Source organism: Lysobacter sp. N42, from assembly GCF_004344885.1.
Genome location: NZ_SKFB01000004.1, coordinates 1 through 23,349 on the forward strand (window position 1 = coordinate 1; position 23,349 = coordinate 23,349).

19 protein-coding genes are annotated in these 23,349 nt (G+C 47.0%); 12 read left to right on the forward strand and 7 right to left on the reverse strand.

Annotated elements, in window-relative coordinates; translation table 11 throughout:
- Window positions 1–491: 491 nt before the first annotated feature.
- From EYQ95_RS09405 to EYQ95_RS09425, 5 genes are all read left to right on the forward strand, one after another.
- Complete coding sequence (locus tag EYQ95_RS09405; RefSeq protein WP_111915988.1) at window positions 492–2,120, forward strand: methyl-accepting chemotaxis protein; 1,629 nt, start codon at window positions 492–494, stop codon at window positions 2,118–2,120.
- A gap of 32 nt (window positions 2,121–2,152) precedes the next feature.
- The gene (locus EYQ95_RS09410; protein WP_207801108.1) at window positions 2,153–2,740 is read left to right on the forward strand and encodes an alpha-ketoglutarate-dependent dioxygenase AlkB; all 588 of its coding nucleotides are present in this window, start codon (window positions 2,153–2,155) and stop codon (window positions 2,738–2,740) included.
- A 102-nt stretch (window positions 2,741–2,842) separates the two neighbouring features.
- Window positions 2,843–3,067 (forward strand): hypothetical protein, encoded by a 225-nt coding sequence (locus tag EYQ95_RS09415; protein WP_132327480.1) that lies wholly within the window; start codon window positions 2,843–2,845, stop codon window positions 3,065–3,067.
- Window positions 3,060–4,757, forward strand: a complete 1,698-nt coding sequence (locus tag EYQ95_RS09420) for a DEAD/DEAH box helicase (protein ID WP_111915987.1) — start codon at window positions 3,060–3,062, stop codon at window positions 4,755–4,757. The genes EYQ95_RS09415 and EYQ95_RS09420 overlap by 8 nt, the downstream gene beginning before the upstream one ends.
- Before the next feature lie 59 nt (window positions 4,758–4,816).
- Complete coding sequence (locus EYQ95_RS09425; RefSeq protein WP_111915986.1) at window positions 4,817–5,365, forward strand: superoxide dismutase family protein; 549 nt, start codon at window positions 4,817–4,819, stop codon at window positions 5,363–5,365.
- Between the two features lie 2 nt (window positions 5,366–5,367).
- Here the strand turns inward: EYQ95_RS09425 and EYQ95_RS09430 are convergent, their stop codons facing one another.
- The 6 genes from EYQ95_RS09430 to EYQ95_RS09455 are packed head-to-tail and all read right to left on the reverse strand — an operon-like array spanning window position 5,368 to window position 15,398.
- Window positions 5,368–9,135, reverse strand: a complete 3,768-nt coding sequence (locus EYQ95_RS09430) for a translocation/assembly module TamB domain-containing protein (protein ID WP_111915985.1) — start codon at window positions 9,133–9,135, stop codon at window positions 5,368–5,370.
- Window positions 9,132–10,925, reverse strand: a complete 1,794-nt coding sequence (locus tag EYQ95_RS09435) for an autotransporter assembly complex family protein (protein WP_111915984.1) — start codon at window positions 10,923–10,925, stop codon at window positions 9,132–9,134. The genes EYQ95_RS09430 and EYQ95_RS09435 overlap by 4 nt, the downstream gene beginning before the upstream one ends.
- A 10-nt stretch (window positions 10,926–10,935) precedes the next feature.
- Entirely contained in the window at window positions 10,936–12,093 is a 1,158-nt protein-coding gene (locus EYQ95_RS09440) for a heme biosynthesis HemY N-terminal domain-containing protein (RefSeq protein ID WP_111915983.1), read from the reverse strand.
- A 3-nt stretch (window positions 12,094–12,096) separates the two neighbouring features.
- Window positions 12,097–14,016: a uroporphyrinogen-III C-methyltransferase gene (locus tag EYQ95_RS09445; protein ID WP_111915982.1), complete on the reverse strand. Its 1,920-nt coding sequence runs from the start codon at window positions 14,014–14,016 to the stop codon at window positions 12,097–12,099.
- Window positions 14,017–14,019: 3 nt separating this feature from the next.
- A complete protein-coding gene (gene hemC, locus EYQ95_RS09450) occupies window positions 14,020–14,958 on the reverse strand; it encodes a hydroxymethylbilane synthase (RefSeq protein WP_111915981.1) in 939 nt (312 codons plus the stop codon).
- Window positions 14,955–15,398, reverse strand: a complete 444-nt coding sequence (locus EYQ95_RS09455) for a DUF2914 domain-containing protein (protein ID WP_111915980.1) — start codon at window positions 15,396–15,398, stop codon at window positions 14,955–14,957. The genes hemC and EYQ95_RS09455 overlap by 4 nt, the downstream gene beginning before the upstream one ends.
- Window positions 15,399–15,514: 116 nt before the next feature.
- Between EYQ95_RS09455 and EYQ95_RS09460 the strand changes: the two genes are divergently transcribed.
- The 7 genes from EYQ95_RS09460 (at window position 15,515) to uvrD (ending at window position 22,409) form a co-directional block, all read left to right on the forward strand.
- The gene (locus EYQ95_RS09460) at window positions 15,515–15,661 is read left to right on the forward strand and encodes a lipoprotein (RefSeq protein ID WP_207801107.1); all 147 of its coding nucleotides are present in this window, start codon (window positions 15,515–15,517) and stop codon (window positions 15,659–15,661) included.
- A gap of 10 nt (window positions 15,662–15,671) precedes the next feature.
- Window positions 15,672–16,916 carry a diaminopimelate decarboxylase gene (lysA, locus tag EYQ95_RS09465; RefSeq protein ID WP_111915979.1) on the forward strand — a complete coding sequence of 415 codons (1,245 nt, stop codon included), beginning with the start codon at window positions 15,672–15,674 and terminating at the stop codon, window positions 16,914–16,916.
- Between the two features lie 46 nt (window positions 16,917–16,962).
- Window positions 16,963–17,790 carry a diaminopimelate epimerase gene (gene dapF, locus EYQ95_RS09470; RefSeq protein ID WP_111915978.1) on the forward strand — a complete coding sequence of 276 codons (828 nt, stop codon included), beginning with the start codon at window positions 16,963–16,965 and terminating at the stop codon, window positions 17,788–17,790.
- Window positions 17,787–18,485, forward strand: a complete 699-nt coding sequence (locus tag EYQ95_RS09475) for a DUF484 family protein (protein WP_111915977.1) — start codon at window positions 17,787–17,789, stop codon at window positions 18,483–18,485. Before dapF ends, EYQ95_RS09475 begins: the two co-directional genes overlap by 4 nt.
- 3 nt (window positions 18,486–18,488) lie before the next feature.
- Window positions 18,489–19,379, forward strand: a complete 891-nt coding sequence (locus EYQ95_RS09480) for a tyrosine recombinase XerC (RefSeq protein ID WP_111915976.1) — start codon at window positions 18,489–18,491, stop codon at window positions 19,377–19,379.
- 68 nt (window positions 19,380–19,447) lie between these two features.
- Window positions 19,448–20,161 carry an HAD-IA family hydrolase gene (locus tag EYQ95_RS09485; RefSeq protein WP_165831989.1) on the forward strand — a complete coding sequence of 238 codons (714 nt, stop codon included), beginning with the start codon at window positions 19,448–19,450 and terminating at the stop codon, window positions 20,159–20,161.
- A gap of 76 nt (window positions 20,162–20,237) precedes the next feature.
- On the forward strand, window positions 20,238–22,409 hold the full coding sequence (gene uvrD, locus EYQ95_RS09490; RefSeq protein WP_111915974.1) for a DNA helicase II: 2,172 nt from the start codon (window positions 20,238–20,240) through the stop codon (window positions 22,407–22,409).
- Here uvrD and rarD read toward each other — a convergent pair.
- On the reverse strand, window positions 22,393–23,322 hold the full coding sequence (gene rarD, locus EYQ95_RS09495; protein WP_111915973.1) for an EamA family transporter RarD: 930 nt from the start codon (window positions 23,320–23,322) through the stop codon (window positions 22,393–22,395). The two genes, uvrD and rarD, sit on opposite strands and share 17 nt — an antisense overlap.
- Window positions 23,323–23,349: the final 27 nt, after the last annotated feature.

A 23,349-nucleotide genomic window follows, 5' to 3' on the forward strand; every position in this document is an offset into this window, starting at 1 on the left:
TCCATGCCTCGCGTAAAAACCTAAACGAGCTGTGCTCGCTTCGGGCGGTTTTTACCCATGTAGCATCCCCCGGCTCGGCGTTCATGCCTCGCGTAAAAACCTAAACGAGCTGTGCTCGCTTCGGGCGGTTTTTACCCATGTAGCATCCCCCGGCTCGGCGTTCATGCCTCGCGTAAAAACCTAAACGAGCTGTGCTCGCTTCGGGCGGTTTTTACCCATGTAGCATCCCCCGGCTCGGCGTCCATGCCTCGCGTAAAAGCCTAGCGAGCTGTGCTCGCTTTAACGGCTTTTACTCCACAAGATTATAAAGTCAGAGCACAAGCCAGGCGCATTGAGTACCTATCTTGTATAGAGCTACGTTCGTACGGACCGCTGTGCGGTCTGCACGGTAATGGTTAAGCAAAACTAGCCCGTACAAAACACCAAACTTGGGGGTTAGCGAGGATGATCTATACTTAAGCGTTACCACTTTCAATTAAAGGGTAACAACCATGCTTGATCGCTTCTCTGTCAAAATGCGCATGATTGTATTGGTCGGACTGCCACTCGTATTTATGCTAGCGGTTGTACTTATGTCGCTGGGTGGTATGAGGCTACTCAACCAATCTTCAGATGAAATTTACAACGACTTAAAAAGCATTCGCGGACTACAAATTGTTCAAGACGCGTATGCCATCCGTACTGTAAATGCCTTAAATGAATACCGTAACGGAAATATTTCCTTTTCCGATCTTGAGAGTACATTGAACACCGCTGAAGAAAACGCTTCACGAGAGTGGGAGGCGTACACTTCTGGTGAGCTTACTGATATTGAGCAAGATATAGTCAATGAATTGTCTGATGAAATACAGCTATTGCGAAGCACTAGAGACAGCCTCTTTAATGAAGCAGCCAACGCGACACTTATCTCAAAATCTGGAACAGAGTTCACAGAGGAATTAATTCAGGGTTTTAGTCCTTTCGCACAAGCTATTCGCGATTTGATTGACTTACAGGACGATGAAGCTCTTGTTTCGTTTGAGGCAGCTGCAGCTGAATATAGGCAGAGCCAAACCTGGTTTATTATCGCTTCGGTGCTGGCTCTTCTGGTTTCTCTCACTGTCGCTATGGTGGTTTTCCGATCTGTGCAAAAGCCATTAGACGACATCGGTGACGTGATGACCCGTGTTGTTAAGGAATCGGATCTTAATCTTCGTGCACCGGTACGTGGCAAGAACGAAATTTCACTACTCGCGCACCGATTCAACGGCATGCTAGAAAACTTTGAAGAAATTATTATTTCGGTGAAAGGCGCGACCGATCACCTTGCTTCTTCTTCGGAGGAATTAAGCTCGGTTAGCGAGGAAGTTTCGACTATAGCCAGAGATCAAGAAGCGCAAACAACGCAAATAGCCACAGCGATTACTGAAATGGCTGCGGCAATTGAGGAAGTTGCCAATAGCGCACAGTCTGCGATGCAGTCTACTGAAGACGCGGATCGTCAGGCTAAAATTGGGCGTGGAAAAATCGACGAGAACATGGCCTCAATGGATACCCTCAGTGAAACTATACTCGGTTCTTCAGAACGGCTTAAAATACTCGATGAACGCACTGAAGAAATTGCGAAAGTTATGGATGTTATTCAAGGTATCGCGGAACAAACAAACTTACTTGCGCTTAATGCAGCTATCGAGGCTGCTCGTGCCGGTGAGCAAGGCCGCGGTTTCGCAGTGGTGGCAGACGAAGTAAGGAACTTGGCTCAAAATACCAAACAGTCGACTGAAACGATTCAAGATACTACGGATAGGTTACGCCGAGGTGCTCAAGAGGCAGTCGAAGCGATGAACGTATCGTCAGATCAAGCTAGTGAAAGTGTAAACTTGTCTAAAGATACCGGTGTAGCCTTTAGAAAAGTAACCGACTCGGTAGAGCAAGTTGTAGAGGTCAATGTTCAGATTTCCACTGCAACTGAAGAACAGTCATCTGTTGCTAATGACGTTACACGTAGTGTGAACGAGTTATCAGAAAGCATTTCTGAAGTGGTAACCGGTGCGAATGAATGTGCTTCTGCGAGTCACGACTTGTCGAAACTTGCGCAAGACTTGAAGAGCCAAGTACAGCAGTTTAAGGTTGCTTCCTAATCATTTGCAGGTAACAAACGGAGCCAGTTGGATTGAAACTGAATTTAGTTGATGCGGATATTCAATATATATCCAACTGGCTTGATCAAGGTACGGCCGACGATTTGTATTCATGTCTGAAGGCTGAACTTGCTTGGCATCAAGGTGACGTTTTGGTATTTGGGAAGTGGCATAAAACGCCTCGTTTACAGGCTTTCCATGGCGATCCCGGATTAGGATACGCCTACTCTGGAAAAGCATTAGATCCACAACCTTGGACCCCTGCTTTGAATCAAATCCGCGCTAAGCTGGCTGAGATACAGCTTTATCCGAACGTGATGCTTGGAAACTGGTATCGTGACGGCAACGACAAAATGGGCTGGCATCGCGATAACGAGCCAGAATTGGGTCGCAACCCAATTGTTATTAGTCTGTCATTTGGCGCGAGTAGAGACTTTCACTTAAGACATGTTGAAACAAAGCAGCGCGAAACAATAAACCTTGGGCACGGTAGCTTACTTATTATGGGTGGAACTTCCCAACATTTCTGGGAGCACCAACTACCACAGAGGAAACGTGTTCATGACGGAAGAATTAATCTTACTTTTCGAACGATTTTTGCTCCTGAACAATCAAATTGATTGAAAAACCAACAAACAAACAACAACAAAATAGTTTTCAACGTGTTAGTATGCGCGCCTTGCTCAATGAGAGAGCAAGAAAAATGACAGTGATCCCCTATCTTGCAGGCATTTATCAGCCTGACAGCGACTAAAGCGAAATGGTATTTCGCTCTTCTGAGAAACAGGGTTTTAGGGGCAGTTGTCGAAGCACTTTTAGAAGTGCCGTTGCCCAGCCTTGGTTTCGTGAATCCGCTCAAGCGTATCTCGCTTGCGCGCCTGCTTACCGAGTCTGATTTATTTTATAGCCGCGCATGCGGTATTAGTAAGTGGGACAAATATGTCTGAATTAAATAGTTTTTCTTCTTTGGCATTGCCAGAGCCAATCCTTCGCGCCATTTCAGAAATGGGTTTTGACAAAGCTACTCCTATACAAGCGCAATCAATCCCAGCGTTATTGGATAGCCAAGACGTTTTAGGTGAAGCACAAACCGGTACGGGTAAAACAGCTGCATTTGGCTTGCCTGGATTAAGCCACATCGACCCGAAATTGAACGCTACGCAAATGATCGTAGTAGCCCCTACGCGTGAACTTGCTATTCAGGTTGCAGAGCAGCTAGAAGCAATGTCTAAATATATTCGTGGTTTGCGCGTTGCTACCGTGTATGGTGGTGCTGCGTATGGTCCACAAATTAAAAACCTAAAGCAAGGTGCACACGTTGTTGTGGGTACGCCAGGTCGTATGATGGACCACTTGCGCAAGGGTACTATGGGCACTGAAAATATTCGTGTTGCAGTGCTAGATGAAGCCGACGAAATGCTTAACATGGGCTTCTTGGACGATATCGAATGGATTATGGAACAGGTTCCGGAAGGTGCTCAACGCTGCTTGTTCTCTGCAACTATGCCTCCACAAATTCGTAAAATCGCGAACCGTTTCTTACGCGAACCTACGCACGTAAAAATTGCGTCAACTAAAGAAAACAAAGCGAACATTGCGCAGAAAGCATGGAAAGTTCAAGGCTTAACAAAAAATGACGGCTTGGAAAGAATTCTAGAAACGTCTGGTTATGAATTAGCGCTCATTTTCGTGCGTACTCGCCAAGATACGTTAACGCTTGCCAGCTTCCTTCGCGACCGTGGTTTTGCTGCTGCTGGTTTGAATGGTGATATGAACCAAGAACAGCGTGAAGCAACGGTTTCTGAATTAAAAGCGGGTAAAGTGCGTATTCTTGTAGCGACAGACGTAGTTGCGCGTGGCTTAGACGTTCAAGGCGTTACACACGTTATTAACTACGACCTTCCACAAGACGCTGAATCTTATGTTCACCGTATTGGTCGTACAGGCCGTGCGGGTCGCTCAGGCGAATCGATTTCGTTCGTTCGCCCGCGTGAAATGTACATGCTTAAGCGCTACGAAAAAGCGACGAATGGCCGTATTGAATTAGTCGACATTCCGCGTGGTCGTGAGTTAACGAAGCACCGTTTAACCCAATGTGAAAACGTGCTGAAAAGTGTTATCGAGTCGCAAGACATGGACACGATGACTTCATTGCTTAACCAATTGGCTGAGAGCTCTGAGCAGAGCATCGAAACGCTAGCGGCGGCATTGTTGTTCGAGTTCCAAAAACAGCGTCCGTTAATTGTTAAAGACAAGCCAGTTCCAAAACACGATAGAAATGAGCGTAGCCCACGTGATCGTAATGACCGAGGTGCACGTTTTGACAAGCGTGGTGGTAATCGCGACGCGCGAAATGAAGGACGTGGTAAAGACGGCAAGCGCAAGCCTCGTCGCGACGCGAACATCGAATTTGATACATATCGTTTAGCTGTGGGTAAAAACCATGGTGCACGTCCTGGTGATGTGGTTGGAGCTATCGCGAACGAAGCTAATATGGACTCACGCTACATTGGTGAAATTCGTTTGTTCGACCAACACACAACCGTGCAGCTGCCAAAAGGTATGCCAAGCGATGTGTTGAACAAATTGAAGCGTGCGCGTGTTCGCCAACAACCAATTTCAATTAGCTTGGTTTAATTACCTTTAAATTTCGGGGTGTTATACTAACGTCACTTATAGCTTTAAGGAGGTTAGTTATGACATTCCGTATTTTAAGTTCTGCACTATTAGTTACTGCGCTTTCTGCTTGTGGAGGCGCAGTAAACCATCCCGCCGAAGTTGTTTTTGACGGCCCAGAAAAAGCTGTTGCTTACTTAGCTCCAACTGAAGGTAACGAAGGCCTTTCAGGCTATGTTACGTTTCAAAAGTCCGATGACGGCATCCATATCATGGCGCACATCGAAGGTTTAGAGCCTAACAGCGACCATGGTTTCCACGTTCATCAATTCGGTGACTGTAGTGCGGCCAACGGCACGTCTGCAGGTGGACACTTTAACCCTGAAGGACTTCCTCACGGTGGCCCAGGGTATGACGCTCGGCACGTTGGTGATCTTGGCAATGTAACCTCAATGGACAGCGGTATGGTTCACCATGAAGCGGTGGACACTAAGCTGGCCATGGTGGGTGAAAATTCAATTTTAGGTCGCGCAGTTGTTGTTCATGCCGGTCAAGACGATATGAACTCACAACCTACTGGAGCTGCAGGTTCTAGATTGCTTTGCGGCGTTATTGGCGTAGCCGAATAATATTATTTTTCGATGGTATAGAATAAGTCGGCACCCGACCCCAGGGTGCCGGTTTGTGTTTCAAAGCTTAAGTAGTCGGTTAATCGATAACGTATAAAGAACGTGCTTACCGGCTCTACTAATCCAACCCCATAGCGTACGTATAACCTAGGTGAAATTTGTTTGCCGATATACAAGGCCGTGCTCTCTATTGTGTCACCGCCGTCTAGCAGTATTTCGTCTACGCCGATAGTGTCACTCAAGCGTTCTCCGATCAGGTTACCGCCTTGTAAGCCTAGCGCTAAACTCGCTTGTAAGAATAAGTTTTGGTCTTCCGCCGACTCTTGGGAAAAGCCACGACCGAGTACTAAATAAGACAAGATCTCTGCGTCTTGCATTTGTGGCGTTGAGAATAGGTTTAAACGCGGAGTTCGCAGGGTTCCACCTACTCTTGCGCCTACCGTAGTTTGCTCGGTTTCAAATTGTCTAGACACGCGCAAGTCTAGTCCTGGGTTGCTTACCGCGCCGCCGCTATAAACTAAAGTACCCCTTTCAACGTTAAGTTGTTGACCGTAAAGTTCGTATTGGCCCGTAGCCACATTAATGTTACCTACTGCACTGGTTTCTTGGTTGGGCTGCTCAATAATTCTTAACCCACCGGTAATGCGCCCTTCAAATCCATAGGCGGAAACATTAACCTGCTCACCTAAAGTCACCTGAACATCAACGGTATAAGGCAAACTAGAAGCGTTTTCCCAAACCCGATCCTCGTTGTGCACAATAACGGTATCAGGTGAAGAACGATAAACGGTATCGAAATCGGGTGGTGAAATTTGGGCACTTGGGATAGTTAATGCGCCGGTAAGGTTGAGTCCTTCTTCGCTCACTGTAAAGTCTAGGTTTGGACTTACGAAGAGGTGGAGGTCTCGAGTTCTTGCTGCCTCAAAGTTTTGTCCTTCAACATGTAAAGACCCCGAACGAGTTTCTAGCGTGTAGCTCCCTGTAATATCTATGTCTCCACCGCCAGAAACAGCATTCGCTCGTAACGTAAACGGCTCTTGTCCTCCCGCTGGAGACGACACTCTTGCGCTTAATTGCTCCAATCGAATACCAACTTCAGGTATTTCTGCACTCGCCTCACTTAGATTCAGAATGCCACTTACTTGAGGGCGCTTAAGATCCCCTTGTAACCTAAATCCACCACGAAGTTGTCCGGTTACACTTTGCAGCTGTGGAATCACAAGACTAACTACCTGCAAATCTTCAAAAGCCAAACGTACATTGCTGCTGAGTCGTTGGCTTCCAAACGGGTCATTAATTTGTGCTTGACCAGAAACTTGGCCTTCTACGTCACTTGCGTGAATGTCAAAAGAAGCTTCCAATACATCACGATTGCCCTCAATACGAAGTACTTCACCTTGGTCAAACCAAAGTTGAATGTCTTGTTCAGGCATACTTACAGAAATATCACTGGTTTGCCCGGTTAGCTGATAGTCGACATCATTATTTAGTGCCTTGTAGTGGCCAAAAACACTGAAAAAGCCGTCTGCTCTCACCGTTGGAGGAAGCCAAGGTGATAAAACATAGAGGCCCACATTGCGAACATCTACGTTCACTTCTTGTTCTGCTTCACTCCATAATACGTCACCACATACCGAAGCTTCTCGGGTGTTTTTAACCAAACATAAATAACTTGAGCTAAATGAAGGCTGACCATCGTTAGGTAATTGCCAACGAAATTCGGAGGGGCTGGCATGCCAAATACCGATGTCTGGAAGTTTAACTAGAAACTCCGAAGTTTTACCTGTGAAGTCTCGAACATTACCTGTGCCTTCGAAGCCCCCGGAAATTTCCATAACTTCATTGGCAATCTTCATATTTAGTTGGTATTGCTCGGCGTTCCGCGTATTAAAAGTGACATCAAAAGGCGAGGTTTGTGTTTCGTTGGGTAGAATATATTGTTGGATTCCTTGCACACCTAATAGTGAAAGTTCGCCCGCAGGTAAGCTTCGAAAGCCTAGGTCTAGCGTTAAATTAGAAGATACGGTTGCTACCGAGTACTCTTGCCAAGCTACATAGTCGCCTTGGGCATCGATATGAATCTCAGGCTGCCTAGTAGCACCTTGTATTTGACTCTCTAATTGCAAACGCCCCGAAAGAGAGGGATGTAATTGATTCAAATCAGGGCTGTATATAGACGTGTTCAAGTCGATAGATTCAAATCCAACCGAGCCACCTATCTCCACTCGGCTATCTCCCGCTCTCGCGATTGCTTGATTTATTTTGAGCTGTTGGTCGTGGGCTTCTAGATTTAATTCCGTAGCAATGCTGCGTGTACCGGCATTCACGACCAACTGGTCGGTAACTAATTCAACGTCAAACTGGTCGGAAGCAGTCCAGCTTCCTTCAGTAGAAATGCTACCGGAAACACGAAAGTCGTCACTCCAGTCGTCCGGCAATCGTTCTAGATACTTACTTGCCGGAGCAAATAGCTTCTCTAGGTAAAGTTCACGAGTATTGGTGGTTAATTGCCAAGTTAGCTGAGGTTTCCAGGTGGCTTGACCGGCAACATTTACTTCCCCGAGCTCACTAGAGGCTTCGATATTTAACTGAGAAACTTCGGTGCTATTGCCCAGCCAATTAATATCGATTCCGATTTCTGGCAAGTCTTGATAATACAATGTACCGCGCATATCGGCTTGTATTTCCGACTCGCTTAAATTTCCTTCACCATTAAGGTCGAAAGCAACTCCAAATTCGCTGGCGCGGATAGACAGAGTTTCTAATGCGGCGCGGTGCTCGCTAAAAAAGCCTTCTGCATTCAATGTAACCAACCCGTACTCTATTAATGTGGTTGTACCTAAAAGCTCACCGTCTGCGCTGTTGCTGTCTCCTTCTCCGGAAAATTGGAGTGTGATTGCGTCTGTATATTGCTGAAATGCAGTAAAATGTTGCAGATGCGCTTCTATGTCCATTTGCCAGTTGAAATTTGGAGTCAGAACTTCCTGCACTCGACCGTCCGCGCTCAGAGCGATTGGCCCCGCAGTTCTAATGTCTGCCACTAGAGCACCCAAAAGCTCTCCCTCGAAGTCAGCGTGTCCATTTATTTCAGACTGCTCAGACTTTGATTCTAGGCTATCGGGGTCATGGTTTTGCTCAATAAAGGAGAGTTCATGAAGCTTAAACTGGGTTTCTAAGGCAAGCGGATATTGACCTGCTAAATCAGCGTTGCCCGTTACCCGCAACCAGCCGAGTTCGTGGTCAATGTATAAATTATTTAGCGTTAACGCCGATTCATTCAGTCTGAGCCTGCCAGTAATTTGCTTTGTGCTGACAATAACCTGCTCTTCTTGTTGCGGTGCAGAACTCAATACAACATTGTTTACCAAATGAAAGCGGTCGAGCCGAATACGCAAAGGGCTATAAATTTCGGGAAGAGCAAACTCTGCATTCGTGCTGTCAGAGGGTCCCGTCGTTATTTGCAAGCCGCGAGACTCGAAGGCTCGAATATGGAGTTCCTTTTTTAAAAGTTGCCAAGGGCGCCACCGTATCGCTATAAAATCGGCACGAGCTGTTGTGTCAGCTGCGCTTAGCGTGACTTCGTGCAGCTGAAAGTCTCGAAGCAAAGCTCCGTCGATTCGCTCGATATGGGCAAAAGAGGAAAAGGTGTGATTGGCGACAAATACAATACCCCTGCTGCCGATCTCGGTACTCAGCATGAGTAATAAAGTAATCACCACACCAAGCAGTGAGTAAAGGAAATAGCGAGTAACCCGAATAAAGCGTCTCATAAGTCGGGCCCTATCACTAAGTGTAAGCGTAATGAGTCGCCCGGATCGTCTAACCCTGAAGCCAAGTCGAACCGAATCGGTCCTATAGGCGTTTGCCAACGTACACCGAATCCCACACCCACTTTCATAGAATCCGAAATATCGTTGAAAGCGTTACCCGCATCAATAAAGGCGGCAAGTCTCCACTTCGGACGAAACTCATAGTCAATTTCTGCACTTGCCACTACTAAATGTCGTCCACCCTCTACTTCGTTTAAGTCATTGCGCGGGCCTATTGCTCGGTATGCATAACCGCGCACACTTCGGTCGCCACCGGCATAAAATCGCAATGAGGTTGGTACTTGGTCGAAGTCTGAAGTTGCGGAGGTTCCCAGCTCACTTCTTAGTAATAGCCGGGTATGCTCGTGAAAGGTGGTTACCCACTTTGCCGAAACCAACAGCTGAAGAAAGTCCGAGTCGGAGAGTATGGCTTCAGTTGCGCCGCGTAACGTTAGTGAAGTTCTAAAACCTTCGTCCACATCTAATCGGTTGTCGGTGTGAGTGCGTGTCCACTGTGCACTGGGAATTAAATATTGGGTTTTACGAATTATACCGTCTAGCGAGTCTCGTTCGTCTTGCCAGTCAATCGCGAATATACGTTGCGAGCGGTCAAGCTGGCGCTGCCAACTTAAACCAAAGCTTAATCGCTCAAACTCTGCATTATCGGTATTTTCATCGGTCCACAGGGTACGAATCACATATTGGTCGGTTTGTGGCTTTTCCCCAGGAATAATATAACCTGCGCCCACGCTTGAGCGGTTTTCTGAAGCTTGTATTTGTCCGTTTAATCGGTGCCCTCTAGAATTCACCCAGCGACGGTTCTGTTCGAAACTCGCGCGCGGTCCTGTGTCAGTTCCGTAGCCTAAACCAAATTGATAGTAAGTACGTTTGTTGGGTTCATAATCAATGCGTACCGGAACGCGGTTTTGTTCTGTGGCTTCATTCCATAAAGGCTGCACTTCCACACGACTAAAATAGTCGCTGTCGGAAAGCCCGAGTTGTAATTCTAGAAGCTCAGTAGAGTCAATGAAGTCGCCCTCGCGAAATGCCACAAACCGCTGCATAACATCTTCGTCTAAGTGTCCTTCGCTAATCTGAACTCTGCCATATCGATAACGTTCACCCGTTTGTAGGTGCAATACAATATGCGCTTGATAGTCATCTAAGTTAACGCGTAATTCATTAGTGTCGTAGCGCGCTTGATAGTAACCGTGTTCAGAAGCTATACGTCGAATCTGGTTCTTGGCGTCTTCATAATCTTGATGCCGCAATGGTGTACCGGTGCTTAGTGGGAGTTGCTGTATCAGGTTGTTAAACAGCGGATCATTCGCGCCAGGGCCAAGAATTCGAACGTCGATATTACCCACGGGGATACGCTGATTTAGAGTGATTTGGTACTGAGCGACCCACTGCTGTTCTTGCTCTTGTAGGGAAGATGTAAGGTCGAATTGATAGTAACCAAATGGAGCGAGTGCGCTACCTATCTCACGTTCTGCGCGTCGGTGCAAAAAACGAATTCTGCTTACGCCGGGGGCTTGCTGTTGGTGGTATTGGTAAATACTGAGAAGTTGATGAACGTTAGTCAGTATTTCTCCGTCTACACCCTCAATGTTTACAACCATTTGCATAGGAGCGGTTTGCTCTGTGTCTGTCCGAGCAGTTTGAGCAGAAGCTGGCGTAATTACATTAAGTGTCATCGCGAAAAGCGTGACACTCAATGCCTGCAAGATCCTCTTGCCATTTCTACTCATAGACACCTACTTAGCGAGTGCCGCTAGCCTTTCTAAATGCCTCTAGTGCAAGCTGTGGTTGGTTAGCTGCTAACAATGATTCACCTAACAACTTGAAACCATATTGTTCGGGACGGATGGCCAGCGCTTCACGTAGCGCATTTTCAGCTAAGGTATATTCCTTTTGCAGGTATCTAGTTGCAGCGTAAAGTAGCAATGTGTCGGGGTCTTTTGGTTTGTCTTTCACGGCTTGCGCAGCATAGTCTTGAATGCTCTCGTCGCCCGCCCAGGTTTCAGGAGAAAGGGTTAATACTTCATGAAGTTTCAAAATTTGCTTCTGTAAGCCCGCTGCCGCTACTTTCGCAGCAATTTGAAATAAACCTTTAGCCACTAATACTTCGATATAAGCGATACGAATAGCCGCAGACTTGCGCGACTTACGGTCAAGCCCTTTCCATAGCTCTTGTAGCTTCCCGCTATCACTCGACTGCCTGAAATACGCTTGGTAACAAAGTCGTTTAACTTTGTGCAGGCGACTTTCCGTTAGTGCGTGACTAGCTTCAATTTTAGGTAAAAACCCTCGCAAAGTATGCCAGTGAGCAAAGCGTGTAAGTTGCTCGGCAATAGCTCGCCACAATGCAGGTGTTAACTTACGACGTGTAGATAATGATTTCGCAAGCGACAATGCTTCATCGGCGTCTTGCGTATTCAGTAACTGCAATATTTCTAAGTTTTCGTCGTCAAAGCCGGCGACTCTTGCTTCTGTAAGCATTCTTCTTTGGCTGTCTAAGTCACCATGCTCACCATAAGCTGCCGCGGCTAATGAGAATGCTAATTGCGGGTCGGGGTGGTCGAGTTTACTCTTGTCTGCAAGTTCCGCTGCGCTTTGATAGTCTCGATTAAACCACGCATTAAGAGCAGCACGAAGCTGAGTTATTGCCTTCGTTTCACGTCTGTTTTTCAGCCATTTTCTTGTCCACAGTTGGCCCGCAAACAGTCGAGTAACAATGCCCCAAACAATAATCACGAATAACCAAAGCAAAAGCAGCGAAGCAGTAGCAACTACTAGGCTTGTTTCGACGGTATAGCCACCAACTTCAATGAGCACGTAGCCGGTGTGCCCCATCCAAAGAGGAGCCAGCACTAAGCCAAGAATGAGAACGACAATAAGAATTAAGCTTTTTCGCACAACTTACTCCTCAGCGCGAACAGGTGCAGACTCTAGTGCACTGATATATTCGCGTAACATAGCTCGTGAAAGCAGCGAGCTGGGGTAGTCGGTTTGTACGGAAACTTCTTTCAGCGACGACAAAATTGCCAAAACGTTTTCGGTTTCTGGCACTTCAATGTCGAAGTATTCGCTGATCAGTTGAAAGCTTTCGTTTATGGCAGTGTCGAATAGCGTTTGGTCACCGCGAACAGCTGCTTGCTGTGCAAGCTGTAACTGCATTTCTAGTCGGCTATTCAAGCTTAACCGCTGCTCTTGGTCTAAGCGCACCGGTAAGTCAGAGGTTTTCTGAATACGAATCAGATCGTCACTGAATGCTTGCCAAGCATTTGCCAGATTGGAACGCCAATTTGAAATGTCGCTTGTTACTTCTTCTTCGGCAACTTCTTCATCGCCAAAGCTGGTAGAACGAAGCGGTAGCTCAGAAATTTGCTGCTGTAGGGTTTGCAGCGTAACAATCGTTCCAGACAAGTCTAAACGCGGTAAGCTCTGCAAATATTCAATGTCTCGCTCTAACTGCATACGAATGGTTTGAAAGCGATCTGCTTCTTCCGCCAATAATTCGTCTGCCTGTTGCAGAAGCTGAATGGCGATATCAGGGCTGCCATCTATCGCAAGACGCTGTGTTGCAGAAACGATGCGGTCGTAAGCTTCATGGGCAAGCCATTGGTGGCTGTTGCGCTCTTCAGTTTCGCGCAGGCGCTGGCTTAGTCGCGCTAATTCACGGTCTTGTTGCGCCATTTGTTCACGAATACGGGCAGACTGCGCTTCTTGCATATCTTGCAAACGAGTAAACTCAGATGCTTGCTCCGACGCCATTTGCTCTAAGTCGCCACTCACTTGGTCTTGCAAGCGCGCTTCAAGGCGCGCTTCAAAATTAGCATCTCGGCGTTGTGCTTCGCTTAAAGTATTTCTTACTTGCGCTATTTCTTCCTGGTTCTTAGCTTGGATCAGGTCTTGTTGCTTCCATAGCCACCAGCCGCCGGCAGCCAGAGTGCCCACACACAAGAACAGCACGATAAACATTAACACCGCCCAAATACTAACTTTGGCAGAAGCTTTGGCGTCTGTTGTTGGGTTTTCTTTGGTATTCAATGCGGGTTCCTCGTCGGCATGGTCTGCAGTCGGTTTCAGTTTCTCATTTTTTATAGAAGTCATTGTAGCAACAACGTCTTCAACTACTGCACTTTTTGCAAAATGTATGTTCTTTCTTGGGATGTCTAAAGACTTCAAAGGTTCCATAACTCTCTCGCTAGGAACCACCCAATGGCAAGAACGGGCCCATTCGTGGGCTTTCTGTTCGCCTAACGTTGCACACAGCAACGACGCTTGTTCGCGACTGGTTATAGCAACGCGTTGAACTTGGTTAAATACTTCTGTGGCGACTTGGGCTTCTTTCGACAACTTAGGAATGCGCTCATAAACTTCAGCAACAGTAACCTGCGCACCGCGTTCTGTTAGGGTATCCTCAATGTGGCGTCGACCATTCTTTCCAGTAATAATTAACCAGCGTTCGCCTTTCACTTCTTTAAAGTCACTCAATCCTAGCAGTGACTCTGAGTCGTGCCCTTTAGAAGGCCAAGAAACTGGACTTGCAACGTATTCTGCGAGCGTTTTTGCCGTTCCAGGACCTACGGTAAACAACCCTCTTCGCGCTGTTGGCCAATGTGAACTCTCGCACAGCTCATGCATGCACCTAGCTGCATTCGGGCTAACTACCACAATGCCGTCCCAGTTTTCAGCAACCAAGGGTGCTACGTCTTGTTTAACACTATGTACGTTCACTAGACTATGCTTGTATACGCTGAACCCACGTTCACGCAACGCTATTTCAAGCGGGCTGTGATCTTGTTCTGCACGTACCAGTAACACACCTTGCGTCATGATTTAGGCTCCGGATTGGTAAACCGCTTCGAGTATTTCCCCTGCACCTTGCTGCAGCAAATCTTCAGCAACTTTAACGCCAATGGTTTCTGCGTCTTGCGCTTTACCTTTAAGCTCGGCTCGAATTAATTTGTCACCTGCAGGGCTTCCCACCAAACCACGCAACCACAACTCTTCACCGTGCAGTTCAGCGAACGCGCCAATGGGTACTTGGCAACCGCCTTGTAGGGTTCTGTTCATTGCTCGTTCTGCTTTTACGCACAAGGTTGTTTCAAGATCTGAAAGAGGTTCAAGCAAAGCCTTTACTGTGTCATCGTCGCTTCTGCATTCGATGCCCAGCGCGCCTTGACCATTTGCAGGAAGAGAGTCTTCAACCGACAAAAAAGAAGTAATGCGGTTGGCAAGTTCAAGTCGAATCAATCCCGACGCTGCCAATACAATGGCATCGAACTCTCCATCGTCTAACTTTCTTAACCTTGTTTGTACGTTACCTCGCAAATCTTTTATTTGTAGGTGAGGGTAGCGAGCTGCAATTTGGCAACGTCGGCGCAGACTACATGTTCCCACTACTGCACCTTCAGGAAGATCTTTTAACGACTCGAATTGGTTTGAAACAAACGCATCACGAGGGTCTTCACGAACACAAATAGTGCATAATTCTAAACCTTCAGGGAAGGCTACCGGTACGTCTTTCATGCTGTGTACGGCTATGTCTGCACGCCCTTCTAGCATTGCGGTTTCAAGTTCCTTTACGAACAGCCCTTTACCGCCAATTTTAGCAAGTGGAGTGTCTAGTATTACGTCGCCGCGCGTGCTCATGGGTACAAGCTCCACGCTTAAGCCCGAGTGGATACGTTCTAGTTCAGCTTTTATGTGTTCGGCTTGCCATAACGCAAGGGCACTTTTTCGCGTTGCAATGCGAAGTGTTTTCGATTCGGTCATTCGTTTCCTACTACGGTAAAATTGTATTCCATCAGCATTTCCTGCTCGCTGTTCACGACCAGAATACGCCAGTTGCCTGTGTCTGAGGGGCGAATCAGCTTCGACGAATAAGTACGCCAGTTTGAGCTACCGATGGGTAACTCAACTTCGGCAACGAGATTGTTTTCGTAAAACCACAAGTGCGTGAGCGTTAAGCCTTGTTGCTCAACAACTTGGTTGAAAAAGCGTAGCCGATAGTTCGCGCTTCCCGGATGTATAAGCTGTTCGCCTAGTGTGTCTACAGGCTCTAGGTTTTGAATGTCAGAGGTAAGCACTGCTCGAGCAATATGCTCTTTATTCCACACGCCGTCGTCGCTTTGCGCCCAAGTCAAAGTACTGGAAAGCATGAAGCATGTAAGAAAAGCCGACAACATGCTTTTTTTCAACAATGTTTGCGACATAAAGAACCTCAATCAAAATTTGCAGAAACAGCGAATATTCACAACCTTTCAAAGGTGACAAATGCCCCCATGAATGCGATTATAAAGCTCTTTTAATGCTTAGTGTAACGTGACTTATGATAAAACGCACGAGTAGAACATTGGCAATATTTGCGACGGTCATTTGGCTTGCAGGGTGTGGACAAAAAGGCCCTTTGTATTTGCCAGAAGAGGCGCCGCAAAATACTCCGGAAGCACCGTCGGAAAGCTCACAGGTTAGGTAATCAGAATAAGATGTCAGGATTTTACCCGCATAATGGGCAGCTCTATGCTGAAAATACACCACTATTAAAGCTTGCCGCCACACACGGCACCCCTCTTTATGTTTATTCCAAAGCTGTTATCGAACGCAATTGGCGGGCTTTTACGGAACATTTACCTGCGCCTCATCGTGCCCACTACGCGGTCAAAGCAAATAGCAATCTTGCAGTGTTGCAAATTCTTGCGCGTTTGGGAGCGGGCTTCGACGTGGTTTCTGGTGGAGAAATCGCGCGGGTACTCAAAGCTGGCGGAGAGCCTCATAAAATTGTCTTTTCGGGCGTTGCGAAATCGGATGCAGAGATCAGTGAAGCGCTTCGTATAGGTATTGGGCAGTTTAATGTGGAAAGCTTGGCAGAGCTCAATCAAATTCATCGTATTGCCAGCCAAATGAGAGTAAAAGCTCCCATTTCTTTGCGGGTGAACCCAGACGTAGATGCGAAAACCCATCCATACATCGCAACGGGTTTAGAAAAGAACAAATTCGGTATTCCTATGCATGAAGCCGTAGCTACCTATCGCCATGCTGCCACTTTAGACGGGTTGGAAATTACGGGTGTAGATTGCCATATTGGTTCACAAATTACAGAGCTTCAGCCATTTTTAGACGCTATGGACCGAATGCTGGCGCTGGTTGATGAGCTTGAACAAGCAGGTATTCAAATTAAGCACCTCGATATGGGCGGCGGTTTGGGCGTGTGTTACCAAAATGAAACGCCACCGCAAGTGGGTGACTATATACAAGGCATGCTGAAGAAGCTTGAGTCACACCCTCAGTTGTCTTTGTTTTTAGAGCCGGGTCGAGCCATTGTTTCTAATGCTGGGGTGATGCTTACCCAAGTTACGTCTTTAAAAGCTAATGGAAACAAGCACTTTATTATGGTGGACGGTGGAATGAACGACTTAATTCGCCCGTCTTTGTATCAAGCATGGCATGATATTGTGAATGTAGCGCCTGAAAATAGTGAACAGGTTACCGGAGACATTGTCGGGCCTGTGTGTGAAACCGGCGACTTTTTTGGCCAGAATAGAACGCTTGCGGCTCAACCAGGAGACATTCTCGCCATTAAGAATGCTGGTGCCTATGGATTTGTAATGAGTTCAAACTATAACTCAAGACCTAGGCCGCCTGAGGTATTAGTCGACGGCGATCAGAGCTTTGTTATTCGAGCGCGAGAAACACAAGAAGATTTATGGAAGACAGAGTCGTTATTGCCTTAAGCTGAGATAGCTTTAAGTTAAAGGTAGCGGCAACGGAACGGTATTCATGCAGACTTATTTTTCAAAAATGCACGGGTTAGGTAATGACTTCATGGTGGTAGACGCAGTCACCCAGAATGTCTTTTTTAATCCCGAGCAAATCAGACAACTGGCGGATCGTAATCGTGGTGTCGGGTTCGACCAATTGCTGCTAGTTGAGCCGCCGTACGATCCAGACGTCGATTTTCATTACAGAATATTCAACGCCGACGGTCACGAAGTGGAGCAATGCGGCAATGGTGCGCGTTGTTTCGGGCGCTTCGTACGCATGAAAGGTCTCACCAACAAAAACAAGATTTCAGTTTCTACTAAAGGCGGTAATATTGAAGTGAAACTGGAGCCAGACGGATTAGTCAGTGTGAATATGGGGGCGCCTAAGTTAAGCCCTCAGTCTGTTCCGTTTAAAGCGAACAAAGAAGAAGTTACCTATATTTTAAGAGCGGAAGAGCAAACCTATTTATGCGGTGCAATTAGCATGGGAAACCCTCATTGCGTGATGTTGGTAGACGACGTGAATAATGCGCCTGTTGATGAGGTTGGAAGTTTACTTACTCATCATGACCGCTTCCCTGAAGGGGCTAACGTAGGTTTTCTCCAGCTGACCGATAAAAGCCAAGCGCAGCTTAGGGTATTTGAACGCGGTGTGGGCGAAACACTAGCATGCGGAACGGGTGCTTGCGCTGCGGCAGTGTGGGGTATACTTCAAGAAAAATTAACATCACCGGCGACAATTCATTTGCCAGGTGGTAGCCTCGTTATAGAGTGGGAGTCTGGTAATCCAGTTTGGATGAAGGGACCTGCTGAACATGTTTATGACGGACAATTATTATTATGAATGAGCATAAATCTGCGGCAGTAGAGCTTACCGAAGACAGCGTCGACGAAACGCTAGTGATGGACTACCTCGAGCAAAATCCAGACTTCTTTGACCGCCACCCAGACGTTCTGGTGCGTTTGAACATGCGCCACCAACAGTCTGGCTCGGTGAGTTTAGTAGAACGCCAGCAGCGTATTCTGCGTGAGCAAATTGGCGCGTTACAAGACGAAATTACCGTACTTATGGGTAATGCTCGCCGCAACGAACAGATTTTTAAAGGTTATAGTGCGCTTTACGTTGATTTGTTGCATTGCGAAACATTAGACGACGTATTGGAAAGCCTAAAGAAAACGTTTCAAGAGCAGCTTGCTCTACCTGAATTAAGCTTGAAGTTTTTTGACAGCCCCGTAGATTTACCCGAGCAATATACATTCGCTTCCGACACCCACAAGCAACTCTTAAGTAAGCGTTTCCAAGGACATTCAGTTTATTTAGGACGACTAACGCACGACGAGCAGAAGTTATTATTCCGCGACGAGCCAGTTGAGTCTGTAGCGTTGGTATTGTTAGGTCAAAACCAAGAACTGGGTATGCTTGCTTTTGGTAGTAAAGACCCTGCCCATTTCGACCCAGACATGGACTATCTGTTAATTACCCAGCTACAAGCATTGCTTGGTGTTATTTTACCGCGCGTGTTGAAAGCACAGGCATAAACCATGTTACAAAGCGACGTTGACGCATTCCTCGACTACCTTGAACAGGTGCGAGGATATGCTGCCCATAGTGTGGCAAGTTATCGTCGCCAACTCTCACTTTGCGCCGATCAGCTCGAAACATTAGGGTTGAAGTCTTGGAGCTCACTCACGCCCAAGCTTGTGGAAAAGCTAGTTTTGTTGTGGCGTAGGGACGGAGCAAGCCCTTCAACTACCCAGCAACGTCTCTCCGCATTGCGTACGTTCTGCGAAGATTTATTGAAGCACAATAAACTTCAATGCAACCCGGCAAAGCAAGTTAAAGCCCCTAAAGCCGGGAAACGCTTACCTAGAAACTTAGATGTCGATAGCATGATGAAGTTGCTCGACATACCTTCAGACGACCCACTCGCTGTTCGCGATTTGGCGATATTTGAACTGTTTTACAGTAGCGGATTGCGGCTGTCTGAACTCGAGAGCTTAAATGTGAACGACATCAATAAAGACCAAGAGCTTCGCGTTGTGGGTAAAGGGAGAAAAACCCGTATCGTTCCGGTAGGTCGAGTGGCTACCCAAGCTATTGAGAAGTGGATAGCCATTAGAAAAACTTGGCCAGGTGCTGCTTCGCAAGATGCGTTGTTTCTAAGTAAGCAACAAAAGCGCATGAGCGTACGTTCAATTCAAGACCGGCTGCGCTACTGGGCGCAAAAACAAGGCATTCCAGACAACGTTCACCCGCATAAGTTACGTCATAGTTTTGCCACGCATGTACTTGAGTCGAGTAGAGATTTACGTGCCGTGCAAGAACTTTTGGGGCACGCTAATTTAAGCACGACGCAAATTTATACCCAGCTCGACTTTGAGCACCTTTCCAAGGTCTACGACGACGCGCACCCAAGAGCTAAGAAGAAGTAACGGTTCAGTTCAATCACTAAACTGCGAGTGATAGAATGTACTGACTTATTGAAATGAAAGGTAAGCACATGGCTTGGCAGTATCACCGCAGACTCTCCCCAGTTAAAGCAATTAGTTTCGACTTAGACGATACCCTGTACGAGAACGTGCCGGTGATGAAGCGTGCGGAGCAACATGTAGCACAGTTTATTGCCCAAAAGTGGCCGCAAACTTCAGCATTCGACGTAAAAGCATGGCGCGCTCTTCGTGATCAAGTGGCAGCTGAAGACGCTGAACTGGCCAGTAATATGACCGCATTACGCCTAGCTACACTTGAAAAAGGCCTTTCTCAATGTGGAGTGAATAATGCTGAGCAGGGCGCTAAAGAGGCTATGGAGGTTTTTTTAGTAGCACGTAACGAGGTGGATATTGACGCTGAAGTTCACGCTATGTTGGCTAGCTTAGCGGCTAAATATCCACTTGTTGCTGTGAGCAACGGCAATGCAGATATCCACCGTATTGGCTTAGGCGACTATTTCGTTGGCGCATTTCAGCCAAGCGACGAACACCGGGGTAAGCCTTATTCGGACCTTTTTCAGGCCGCTTTTGACCATCTAGAGCTTAAGCATCCTTCTGAGATGCTGCATATTGGTGACCACCCGATTAGCGATGTATTTGGTGCGCTTTCTTTTGGTGCTCAAGCTGTGTGGTATTCGCCAAACGATTCATTGCAGACGCCAGTTTGGTTACCCCACGCTAGCATTCAAGATGTACGTCAGCTCGACCATATTTTACCTTCTTAACCACCAAGAACCACTGGTTGCATATACAGTTAAAGGCCAGTAGACTTGCCCCATTAACCAACGAACAGGACCTTGCATGGACGTTTCGCATTTACTTGACGGCTTAAACGACAAACAACGCGACGCGGTAAGCGCAGACGAGCGCCACATGCTGGTACTGGCTGGCGCAGGTAGTGGTAAAACGCGTGTGCTAGTGCACCGGATCGCGTGGTTGATTCAAGTTATGCAGTATTCGCCGATGTCTATTATGGCGGTTACCTTTACCAATAAAGCAGCAGCGGAAATGCGTGCTCGGGTCGAGAAACTGTTGGGTCGAGACATTCGCAAAATGTGGATTGGTACTTTCCACGGACTTGCTCATCGTTTGTTACGTGCTCATTACCAAGACGCGGGTTTGCCTCAGAACTTCCAGATCCTAGACAGCGACGACCAGCAGCGTTTGCTTAAACGAACCATTAAAGCGTTGAACTTAGACGAGAAACAATGGCCAGCAAAGCAGGCGTCTTGGTATATCAATGGCAAAAAAGACGAAGGTTTGCGGCCAGATCATATCGACGCATTCGATATTTCCGAGAAAACGCACAAAGAAATTTATAAGGCCTACCAAGATGCGTGTGACCGAGCTGGACTCGTAGATTTCGCTGAATTGTTACTGCGTGCTCACGAACTGCTGCGCGACAATAAGTATGTGCGCGAACATTACCAACGACGCTTCCGCCATGTTTTAGTGGACGAGTTCCAAGACACCAACCAAATTCAATATGCCTGGGTGCAGCTGCTTGCTGGCGCTCAAAACTATGTCACCATTGTAGGTGACGACGACCAATCCATTTATGGTTGGCGCGGGGCGCAAGTTGAAAACCTACAGCACTTCCTAAGAGATTTCCCCAGTGCTGAGACTATTCGTTTAGAACAGAATTACCGTTCCACCAGCACCATTTTGAATGCAGCCAACGCAGTTATAGAAAACAACGCGGGCCGTTTAGGGAAAGAGTTGTGGACTGAAGATAGCGAAGGTTCGCCTATTTCTTTATACGCAGCATTCAACGAGCAAGAAGAGTCGCGTTACATTGTGTCTCGTATTACACAATGGCAAGAGCAAGGCGGAGCTTTAAGTGATGTAGCGCTGCTGTACAGAAATAATGCCCAGTCGCGAGTACTGGAGGAAGGTTTACTATACGCACAACTACCGTATCGAATTTATGGTGGGTTACGATTCTTTGACCGCCAAGAAATTCGTGACGCGCTTGGCTATTTAAGGTTAATCGCAAACCGTAACGATGACGCAGCTTTTGAACGAGTCGTAAACACGCCAACGCGGGGCGTGGGTGAGCGCACGATGGGGCTTGTCCGAGAAAAAGCTCGCGATATGAACAAGCCACTTTGGTTTGCTGCGAAAGCCATGATAAGTGAGTCTCTACTCACAGGCCGTGCTAAAAACGCATTAAATTCATTTGTGGAAATGATCGAGCTGCTCGACGAGCAAACAGAAAGTAGCTCACTCTCCAAACAAACCGATACCGTTTTGCATGGCAGTGGCTTGCTTGCCATGTACCAAGCTGAAAAAAGCGACAAGGCAGAAACCCGCGTAGATAACTTGAAAGAGCTAGTGAGTGCAACGGAAACGTTTGTACCTACCGGTGAAGAAGGCATGACGCCATTAGCTGAGTTTCTTGCGCATGCTGCGCTTGAAGCTGGTGAGGAGCAAGCCGACGAACACCAAGATGCAGTTCAGTTGATGACATTGCATAGTGCGAAGGGTTTGGAATTTAAGCTTGTGTTTCTGACTGGCATGGAAGAAGGCACATTCCCTTCTCAGCAGTCTACTGCCGAGTCTGGCCGGCTAGAGGAAGAGCGCAGGCTTTGCTATGTGGGTATTACTCGTGCCATGGAGCAGTTGGTACTTACTTACGCAGAGAGCCGCAGGTTATACGGGCAAGTGAATTACCATCGTCCAAGTCGCTTTATTGCTGAACTACCGCCCGAAAGTGTGCAAGAAGTAAGAACACAAACCCGCGTAGAAACGCCAACAGCAACACGAAGTCGTTTTCATACCGGTGCTTCGCACGAAAGCTTTGTGGAAACCGGCTTTCGTTTGGGGCAGCGTGTGCTGCATAGTAAATTCGGTGAGGGCACAGTGCTGAACTACGAAGGATCTGGCCCGCAAAGTCGAATTCAGATTAACTTCAATAATGCGGGCAGCAAATGGTTAGTTGTGGCTTACGCTAAGCTCACGCCTCTGGACTAGGTTTACTTTTCGCGGCTTTGCGTACTTGACGGTGCGTTTTAACGGCGTCAACACTATAAATAACGAGAGCGCTCCAAATAATGGCGAACGTGACCATTTTGTCTGCCGTAAGCGACTCGCCATAAAACACAGTGGCTAAAATAAACATCAAACTTGGGCCGATGTATTGGAAAAAGCCCAAAGTTGAATATCTTAAACGCTGTGCTGCAGCCGTAAAGCAAAGCAACGGCACGGTTGTAATGACCCCCGCCATAATAAGCAGAACATTGAGTTGCCAAGTATTCAGCATCATGTTGCTGGCGCTACTTTCTGCGTAATTGAAGAAATAGAAAGCCATTACAGGCAGTAATATAGTCACCTCTAGCCATAAGCCTGTTAGCGAGTCTACGGGGAGCTTTTTACGAAGCGCGCCGTAGGTTGCAAAAGAACCTGCTAACGCTAATGCAACCCATGGCACTGAGCCGAAGGTAACAATTTGAATGGTTACGCCTACAATTGCCATGGCTACCGCAACAAGCTGAAGCTTACGCAGTCGCTCGGCAAAGAAAATCATGCCAATTGCAACATTTAATAACGGGTTAATGAAATAACCTAAGCTGGCGTCTAACATGTAATTATTCGCTACAGCCCAAATAAACATAAACCAGTTAAATGCAATAAACACTGTGGCAAGGCTAAGAATGGCGAGATGTTTTGGCGACTTTAGAACAGCACGTACACGCGCCAACTTTTTAGTTAAGACAATAAGCACAAGAACTAATGCGAATGCCCAAAACACACGATGCGCTAAAATCTCGATCGCGGGAACGTGAGCGACAGCTTTAAAATACACTGGGGCGATACCCCAAATGGTGTAAGCCGCAATAGCGAAAAAGACACCTTGGCGTCCGCGTTTTGCAATTTCGTCTGTCATTGAGTTGCCTTTAATTCAGCGACAATG

Coding starts and splice junctions, on each gene's coding strand:
- EYQ95_RS09405 (WP_111915988.1), top strand. CDS start 492: ATGCTTGATCGCTTCTCTGTCAAAATGCGCATGATTGTATTGGTCGGA.
- EYQ95_RS09420 (WP_111915987.1), top strand. CDS start 3,060: ATGTCTGAATTAAATAGTTTTTCTTCTTTGGCATTGCCAGAGCCAATC.
- EYQ95_RS09425 (WP_111915986.1), top strand. CDS start 4,817: ATGACATTCCGTATTTTAAGTTCTGCACTATTAGTTACTGCGCTTTCT.
- EYQ95_RS09430 (WP_111915985.1), bottom strand. CDS start 9,135: ATGAGACGCTTTATTCGGGTTACTCGCTATTTCCTTTACTCACTGCTT.
- EYQ95_RS09435 (WP_111915984.1), bottom strand. CDS start 10,925: ATGAGTAGAAATGGCAAGAGGATCTTGCAGGCATTGAGTGTCACGCTT.
- EYQ95_RS09445 (WP_111915982.1), bottom strand. CDS start 14,016: ATGACGCAAGGTGTGTTACTGGTACGTGCAGAACAAGATCACAGCCCG.
- hemC (WP_111915981.1), bottom strand. CDS start 14,958: ATGACCGAATCGAAAACACTTCGCATTGCAACGCGAAAAAGTGCCCTT.
- EYQ95_RS09455 (WP_111915980.1), bottom strand. CDS start 15,398: ATGTCGCAAACATTGTTGAAAAAAAGCATGTTGTCGGCTTTTCTTACA.
- EYQ95_RS09460 (WP_207801107.1), top strand. CDS start 15,515: ATGATAAAACGCACGAGTAGAACATTGGCAATATTTGCGACGGTCATT.
- lysA (WP_111915979.1), top strand. CDS start 15,672: ATGTCAGGATTTTACCCGCATAATGGGCAGCTCTATGCTGAAAATACA.
- dapF (WP_111915978.1), top strand. CDS start 16,963: ATGCAGACTTATTTTTCAAAAATGCACGGGTTAGGTAATGACTTCATG.
- EYQ95_RS09475 (WP_111915977.1), top strand. CDS start 17,787: ATGAATGAGCATAAATCTGCGGCAGTAGAGCTTACCGAAGACAGCGTC.
- EYQ95_RS09480 (WP_111915976.1), top strand. CDS start 18,489: ATGTTACAAAGCGACGTTGACGCATTCCTCGACTACCTTGAACAGGTG.
- EYQ95_RS09485 (WP_165831989.1), top strand. CDS start 19,448: ATGGCTTGGCAGTATCACCGCAGACTCTCCCCAGTTAAAGCAATTAGT.
- uvrD (WP_111915974.1), top strand. CDS start 20,238: ATGGACGTTTCGCATTTACTTGACGGCTTAAACGACAAACAACGCGAC.
- rarD (WP_111915973.1), bottom strand. CDS start 23,322: ATGACAGACGAAATTGCAAAACGCGGACGCCAAGGTGTCTTTTTCGCT.